We start from the raw sequence: 6,475 nt of genomic DNA, 5'->3' as shown, positions 1-6,475 counted from the left end.
GTTCGGGCGTGGCATCGGTGGCCACGTCGAAATCCTTGGGTTGGCCATTGACCAGCAGATCGCGCACTGCGCCGCCGACAAGGTAGGCGCCGAAGCCGGCATCGCGCAGTCGATAAAGCACGCGCAAAGCGTTCGGGCTGATGTCCTTGCGGGAGATCGTGTGCTGGTCGCGCGGGATGACGCGCAGGCTGAACGGTGATGTAGCAGAGGAAATGATGTTGGCGCTTCCGGTTGAAGTTTCGGGATTGCCCAATGGCATCGAGGTGCATATACTAGCGCTCCTGCACCGGCAGCGACACACTGCTCCCTTCGTCTAGTGGTTAGGACGTGGCCCTCTCAAGGCTAAAACAGGGGTTCGAGTCCCCTAGGGAGCACCAGTCGCCGCAGCAGGAACCGAAAAAGCCCGCCTTGTGCGGGCTTTTCTGTTTTCCGGAATCGTGTCGCCGACTGGGCTGGTCGCTTGAGCGCCTCCTTGTTCCTGCGAGGGAGGGGGCGGGCCACCCTGTCCTGGACACGCAAAAGCCCATCCATGGTGGTCGATGGCGCCATCCATGAACAGGGAGGCGCTGAAACTCAGGCCAAGCCATCAGCCTTCCATCTGCTCCAGCTCTTTGCCCTTGGTCTCGCGCACGTAGCGGACGACGAAGATGATCGAGAGGATCGCGGCCACGGTGTAGATGCCGTACGCACCGGCCAGGCCGATGCCGGCCAGCAGCATCGGGAAGGTCACGGTGATCGCGAAATTCGAGGTCCACTGCGCCGCACCGGCCACGGCCAACGCCGGGCCGCGGATCTGGTTCGGGAACATCTCGCCCAGCATCACCCACATCACCGGGCCCCACGACATGTTGAAGAACACCACATAGACGTTGGCCGCTACCAGCGCCAACCGGCCCATGCCGTCGGACAGCTGCAGGCGCCCCTCGGCCAGGCTGCCGCTGGCGAAGGCCACCACCATCAGCACCAGGGCCACCGACATGCCGACCGAACCGACCCACAGCAGCGGCTTGCGGCCGATGCGATCGATCAGCACCACCGTCAGCAGGCAGGCGCCGATGCTCAGCGCACCGGACAGGACGTTGATCAGCAGCGCATCGCTTTCCGAGAAACCCACCGCCTGCCACAGCACCGCGCCGTAATAGAACACCACATTGATGCCGACCAGCTGCTGGAACATCGCCAGGCCGATGCCGACCCAGACGATGGGGCGCAGCTTGCCGGTGGCCTTGTTGATCAGGTCGCCGAATCGCGGCTTGTGCTGGTCCTGGGCCAGGCTTGCTTCGATCTCGGCCTGCTTGTTCACCGCGGCACGTTCGCCGTACAACCGGCCAAGCACCGCCCTCGCCTGCGCCTGCCGGCCCTTCATCACCAGGAAGCGCGGGCTTTCCGGGATCACCAGCAACAACAGCAGGAACAGCAGCGACGGCAGTGCCTGCATCCAGAACATCCAGCGCCAGGCTTCCTGCCCCAGCCAGAGCGGCTCGGTCGACGCACCCGCCGCCCGAGCCAGCAGATAGTTGCTGAGGAACGCTGCGAACAGGCCGCAGATGATCGCCATCTGCTGCACGGTCGCCAGCCGGCCGCGATAGCGCGCAGAGGCGACTTCGGCGATGTAGGCCGGCGACATCACGCTGGCCGCACCGACAGCGAACCCGCCGAGCACGCGTGCGCAGACGAACAACCAGGAGGCATGTGCAGCGCCGGCGCCCAGCGCCGACACCAGGAACATCACGGCCGCCACGATCAGCACGCCGCGACGTCCCAGCCGATCGCCAAGCCAACCGGCCACGAACGCCCCGATCGCGCACCCCAGCAGCATCGAGGCGACCTCGAAGCCGAGCGCGGCCTCGCTGGAGTTGAAGGCCTGGCGCAGGCCATCGACGGTGCCATTGATGACGCCACTATCGAAGCCGAACAGGAACCCGCCGAGGGTGGCGGCGCAACTGATCAGGACGATGAAGGCAGTGTTCTCACCGCCGTTGGAAGCGGCACCGGGCTGGACTGGCGACATGAAGGATCCTGCAAGGAAGGGGCCGACCGAAGCGGGCCGGCGGCCCTGGCAGCGTCGCACAGGGCGGGCACGCCGCCAAATGGGTCTTCGGGCCACCCATCCGCCCCACTTTCACACGGCAACCGACACCGGGGGCCAACCTGTTCTAGAATTGGCAGGTTCAGAAAGCGATTCGCCCCCTACCCATGCCATTTGTCGTCACCGAAAACTGCATCAAGTGCAAACACACCGATTGCGTGGAAGTGTGTCCCGTGGATTGCTTCCACGAAGGCCCGAACTTCCTGGTGATCGACCCGGACGAGTGCATTGACTGCACCCTCTGCGAACCCGAGTGCCCGGTCAACGCGATCTTCCCGGAAGACGATGTTCCCGCCGGCCAGGAAGGTTTCGTCGCCCTCAATGCAGAACTGGCGAAGGAATGGCCGGTGCTGACCGTGCGCAAGGACCCGCCGGCCGACGCCGGTGAGTGGGATGGCAAGCCGGACAAGCTGAAGCTGCTGGAGCGCTGAGGCGCAGGCACCATGGCTCTGGTAGCTGCCAACCTTGGTTGGCACAAAAGCGCCGGCCAAGGTCGGCCTCTACCACGGCAGGTGCGAACCAGCAGGCAATGAAAAGGGCGCCCARGGCGCCCTTTTCCGTTCTGGCCYTGGTAGCTGCCAACCTTGGTTGGCRCAAAGGCGCCGACCAAGGTCGGCCCCTACCACGGCAGGTGCGAACCCGCAGGCAATGAAAAGGGCGCCCAGGGCGCCCTTTTCCGTTCTGGCCCTGGTAGCTGCCAACCTTGGTTGGCACAAAGGCGCCGACCAGGGCCGGCGTCTACCACGGCAGGTGCGAACCAGCAGGCTCCGCACCCGCCCAACCGGCCATTACGGGGCCAGCTTGGCCTTCAGCGCGGCAATCAGCTTCACCGGGGCTTCGGCGGTGGCCGGCAGGCCACGCGGGTCGACCGCGGAGATGTAGGCACCGGCGTCGACGGCGACCACGCGGACCAGGAAGTTGCTGCCTTCATAGGCCACGTCGTACGAACCCAGCAGCTGCGCGCGGGTAGCGATGGTCAGGCCTTCCACGCCTTCCAGCGCGGTACCGACCTTGGCGAAGGCTTCATCCTTGCTGCCGGCAATGGTGAAACCGGTGGCGCTGACGGCGGGGGCAGCGGCGGCCGGGGTGGCCGGCTTGGTCGCCGAGCTCAGGGTCGGCACCTGGTTGTTGCCGGCGCCTGCCGGCAGGTTCAGGTCCGGCGGCACTTCCAGCGGACGCACTTCCGGGGCCAGAGCGTAGTCGCCCTTGACGCCACGCTTGAAGCAACCGGTGGTGCCGGCTGCGGTGGCCACGGCAAGGAGCGCGAAGGACAGCACGCGGACGGCGGAAACGGATTGGCGCATGTGAATCTCCTGGATCAGACCAAGACGGAAGGTCAGTGGCTGGAAAGGGCTTCGAGGGCGGCGATATCGCCGGCGAGATGGTCGGCGGCAGGCGCGTGTGCGGCCGAAAGCGGCAGCAGCGGCAGGCGCAGATCGTGACCGATGCCGATCCGACGCAACAGCGCCTTGACCGGAATCGGGTTGGATTCGACACCGCAGAAGTCATGGAACGGCTGCAGGCGAGCGTCCCAGGATTCAACGGCTTCATGGTCGCGGGCAGCGGCCAGGTCGCACATCCGGCGATAGGCGCCGGGCAGCACGTTGGAACCGACCGAGATCAGACCGTCCATGCCGGCCTGGATCGAACGTGCGGCCGTGCCGTCATCGCCGGTGAGCACGGCAAAGGTCGGGCTGCGCAGGTCAAGCAGTGCCCGCACGCGGCCGGTATCGCCCACCGCTTCCTTGATGCCGACGATGTTCGGATGGCTGGCGAGCTCGGCCACGGTCTCCGGCAGCATGTCGCAGCCGGTGCGGCCGGGCACGTTGTACAGCACCACCGGCACTCCGGCCTGGTCGGCGACCGCGCGGTAATGCGCGATCAGGCCAGCCTGGGTCGGCCGCACGTACGGCGGGGTGACCACCAGCGCGTGGGTGGCGCCAAGCGCGGCAGCACGGCGGGTCTGCTCGATGGTTTTGGCGGTGCCGGACAGGCCGGTACCGGCCAGGACCGGAACGCGGCCGGCGATGCGTTCGACCGCGCTGGCCAGCAGCTGGTCGTACTCCGCATCGGACAGGGTGGCTGCCTCGCCGGTGGAGCCGGCAACGACAACGCCTTGGACGCCGCCCTCCAGCTGCAGGTGCAGCAGGCGCTGCCAACCGTCGGGGTCGAGTGCGCCGTCGGCCCGGAAGGGGGTCGCCAGCGCGGTGATGAGGCCGGAAAGGGACAAGGACGTGCTGCTCTTGGCTGGGGAGGGAAAACGTCCGCCACGGAAGGGCGCGGGCGTTCTGAATGTTACTTGCGGCGCGAAAGCACGGGCAAGTATGCTGGACACCGGTGGATCCCCGCCTCTGGCGGGCATTCAGACTAACGCATGCATTACCCGGAATCGCCTTGACCGACACCACCCCGCGCCCAGCGCCGAGCGAAAACCACCTCCTGATCAACGCCTATACGACGCATCCGGAGTCCCCCCTGTTGTCCGTCACCCGCCGCATCGCCGACAGCGGGTGCAATCTGGTGGATGCACGCCTGGCCACCGTGGGCCGCGATGTCTCGGTGACCGCGCTGGCCACCGGCTCCTGGGATTCGGTCGCCAAGCTGGAAGCGATGCTGACCCGGCTCGAGCGCGAGGAAGGCCTGAAGCTGGTGTGGTATCGCACCGAAGCCAAGCAGGCGCAGTCCAACCTGCTGCCGTACATCGTCGAGGTGATCGCCGCCGACAAGCCGGGCATCCTGTTCCAGTTGGCCGATTTCTTCGACCGCCAGGGCATCACCATCGAGACCCTGCAGAGCACGCGCTACCGCGCCATGCAGACCGGTGCGGAAATGTTCAGCGCACAGGTCACCATCGGCGTGCCGGCCAACATGCATATCGCCGCCCTGCGCGATGATTTCCTCGAGTTCTGCGACCACTTGAACCTGGACGCGATCATGGACCCGATGAAGTTCTGATTGAAACCCTGATTCTTCGCGCGCTCCTCACGGGCGCGTGGCGTTTCATGCAATTGTCGTAGAAAGAACCCAGGCTCGACAGAAGGACCTCATGAACAACGGCGATACCCTGGACAGCACCACCCTTTCCCTGCCGCTGGCGCTGTCCGGCGGCGCCCAGGCCACCCTCGGCGATTACGCCGGCCAGTGGCTGGTGCTGTACTTCTACCCCAAGGACAGCACCCCGGGCTGCACCACCGAGGGCATCGACTTCAACGCACTGCTGCCCGACTTCAGGAAAGCGGGCGCGGTCGTGCTTGGCGTCTCCCGCGACTCGGTGAAGTCCCACGACAACTTCTGTGCCAAGCAGGGCTTCGCGTTCCCGCTGGTCAGTGATGCCGACGAAGCGCTGTGCAGCGCCTTCGACGTGATCAAGATGAAGAACATGTACGGCAAGCAGGTACGTGGCATCGAGCGCAGCACCTTCCTGATTTCCCCCGACAGCCGCATCGTGCAGTCATGGCGCAAGGTCAAGGTCGCCGGCCATGCCGACGCCGTCCTCGCCGAACTGAAGGCCAATCAGTCCAAGTGAGTCCCATCGCCCACTTTGTCCGCCACCACCCTGCCCTGCAGCAGGCCGTGGTGGTTTTTCCCTGTCCGTAACCAGGAACCGATGATGACCCGAGGCAAGCGCATCTACGTGCTGGATACCAACGTGCTGATGCACGATCCCACCGCGCTGTTCAAATTCGAGGAGCACGATGTCTACCTGCCCATGCAGGTGATCGAGGAGCTGGACAACGGCAAGAAGGGCACGACCGAAGCGAGCCGCAATGCCCGCCAGGTCAGCCGCTTCCTCAACGAGCTGGTGCAGGCTTCGGGCCTGGACAACCTGGCCGAGGGCATTCCGCTGCAGCGGCCGCAGGGCCTGCAGCTGCGCGGCAAGCAGAGCGTGGGCCTGCTGCGCTTCCAGACCAGCCATTTCGACGCGGGCAAGAGCTTTGGCAAGGTCATCCCGGACAACGCCATCCTCGGCGCGATCCTGGCGCTGAAGGAAGAAACGCCGGAGATCCCGGTGGTGTTCGTCTCCAAGGACATCAACCTGCGCATCAAGGCGGCCATCGCCGGCATCGTCTCGGAAGACTACGAGAACGACCGCGCGCTGGACGATTTCAGCCTGCTCTACACCGGCGCCACCGAGCTGCCGGAAGACTTCTGGAAGCGCCACGGCGAGGATCTGCGCAGCTGGAGCGACAAGGGCCGCACGCACTACGAAATCCTCGCCCAGGACGGCGAAGAGTGGTACCCGAACCAGTACGTGTACCTGCCGGGCGAAGACGAAGTCGAGCTGCGCGTCAGCAGGATCGTCGGCGATGGCAAGGTGGTGTTGTCGCTGGTCGATGACTTCCGCCACGGCAGCCATGCCGTGTGGGGCATCAGCGCGCGCAACCG

General features: G+C 65.6%; 7 protein-coding genes, 1 tRNA gene and 1 pseudogene. 5 read left to right on the top strand and 4 right to left on the bottom strand.

Features of this window, described 5'->3' with window-relative positions; genetic code table 11:
- Nucleotides 1-253, bottom strand: a pseudogene (locus tag AC1VAN_RS08615) (polynucleotide adenylyltransferase PcnB); the annotation flags it as partial.
- Between the two features lie 49 nt (nt 254-302).
- Here AC1VAN_RS08615 and AC1VAN_RS08610 point away from each other — a divergent pair.
- Nucleotides 303-377, top strand: a tRNA-Glu gene (locus AC1VAN_RS08610).
- 209 nt (nt 378-586) lie between these two features.
- On the opposite strand, the gene AC1VAN_RS08605 is transcribed toward AC1VAN_RS08610, so the two are convergent.
- A complete protein-coding gene (locus AC1VAN_RS08605; protein WP_088101378.1) occupies nt 587-2,011 on the bottom strand; it encodes a sugar porter family MFS transporter in 1,425 nt (474 codons plus the stop codon).
- Nucleotides 2,012-2,196: 185 nt separating this feature from the next.
- Between AC1VAN_RS08605 and fdxA the strand changes: the two genes are divergently transcribed.
- Nucleotides 2,197-2,520: a ferredoxin FdxA gene (gene fdxA, locus AC1VAN_RS08600; protein ID WP_005409054.1), complete on the top strand. Its 324-nt coding sequence runs from the start codon at nt 2,197-2,199 to the stop codon at nt 2,518-2,520.
- A gap of 357 nt (nt 2,521-2,877) precedes the next feature.
- Here fdxA and AC1VAN_RS08595 read toward each other — a convergent pair whose 3' ends face one another.
- Entirely contained in the window at nt 2,878-3,393 is a 516-nt protein-coding gene (locus AC1VAN_RS08595) for a hypothetical protein (protein WP_025879442.1), read from the bottom strand.
- Between the two features lie 32 nt (nt 3,394-3,425).
- Nucleotides 3,426-4,319, bottom strand: a complete 894-nt coding sequence (gene dapA / locus AC1VAN_RS08590; protein ID WP_025879443.1) for a 4-hydroxy-tetrahydrodipicolinate synthase — start codon at nt 4,317-4,319, stop codon at nt 3,426-3,428.
- 164 nt (nt 4,320-4,483) lie between these two features.
- On the opposite strand from dapA, the gene AC1VAN_RS08585 reads away from it, so the two are divergent.
- The 3 genes from AC1VAN_RS08585 to AC1VAN_RS08575 form a co-directional block, all read left to right on the top strand.
- A complete protein-coding gene (locus tag AC1VAN_RS08585) occupies nt 4,484-5,044 on the top strand; it encodes a glycine cleavage system transcriptional repressor (protein ID WP_025879444.1) in 561 nt (186 codons plus the stop codon).
- Between the two features lie 91 nt (nt 5,045-5,135).
- Nucleotides 5,136-5,615, top strand: a complete 480-nt coding sequence (locus AC1VAN_RS08580; protein WP_032977901.1) for a peroxiredoxin — start codon at nt 5,136-5,138, stop codon at nt 5,613-5,615.
- An 84-nt stretch (nt 5,616-5,699) separates the two neighbouring features.
- Nucleotides 5,700-6,475 (top strand): PIN domain-containing protein (locus tag AC1VAN_RS08575; RefSeq protein WP_480985631.1); only part of this gene is annotated, 776 nt, incomplete at its 3' end.

The organism is Stenotrophomonas sp. 05L44_2 (assembly GCF_056665995.1).
The sequence above is the reverse complement of the archived record's forward strand: the minus strand, read 5'-3'. Positions and strand labels throughout refer to the sequence as shown.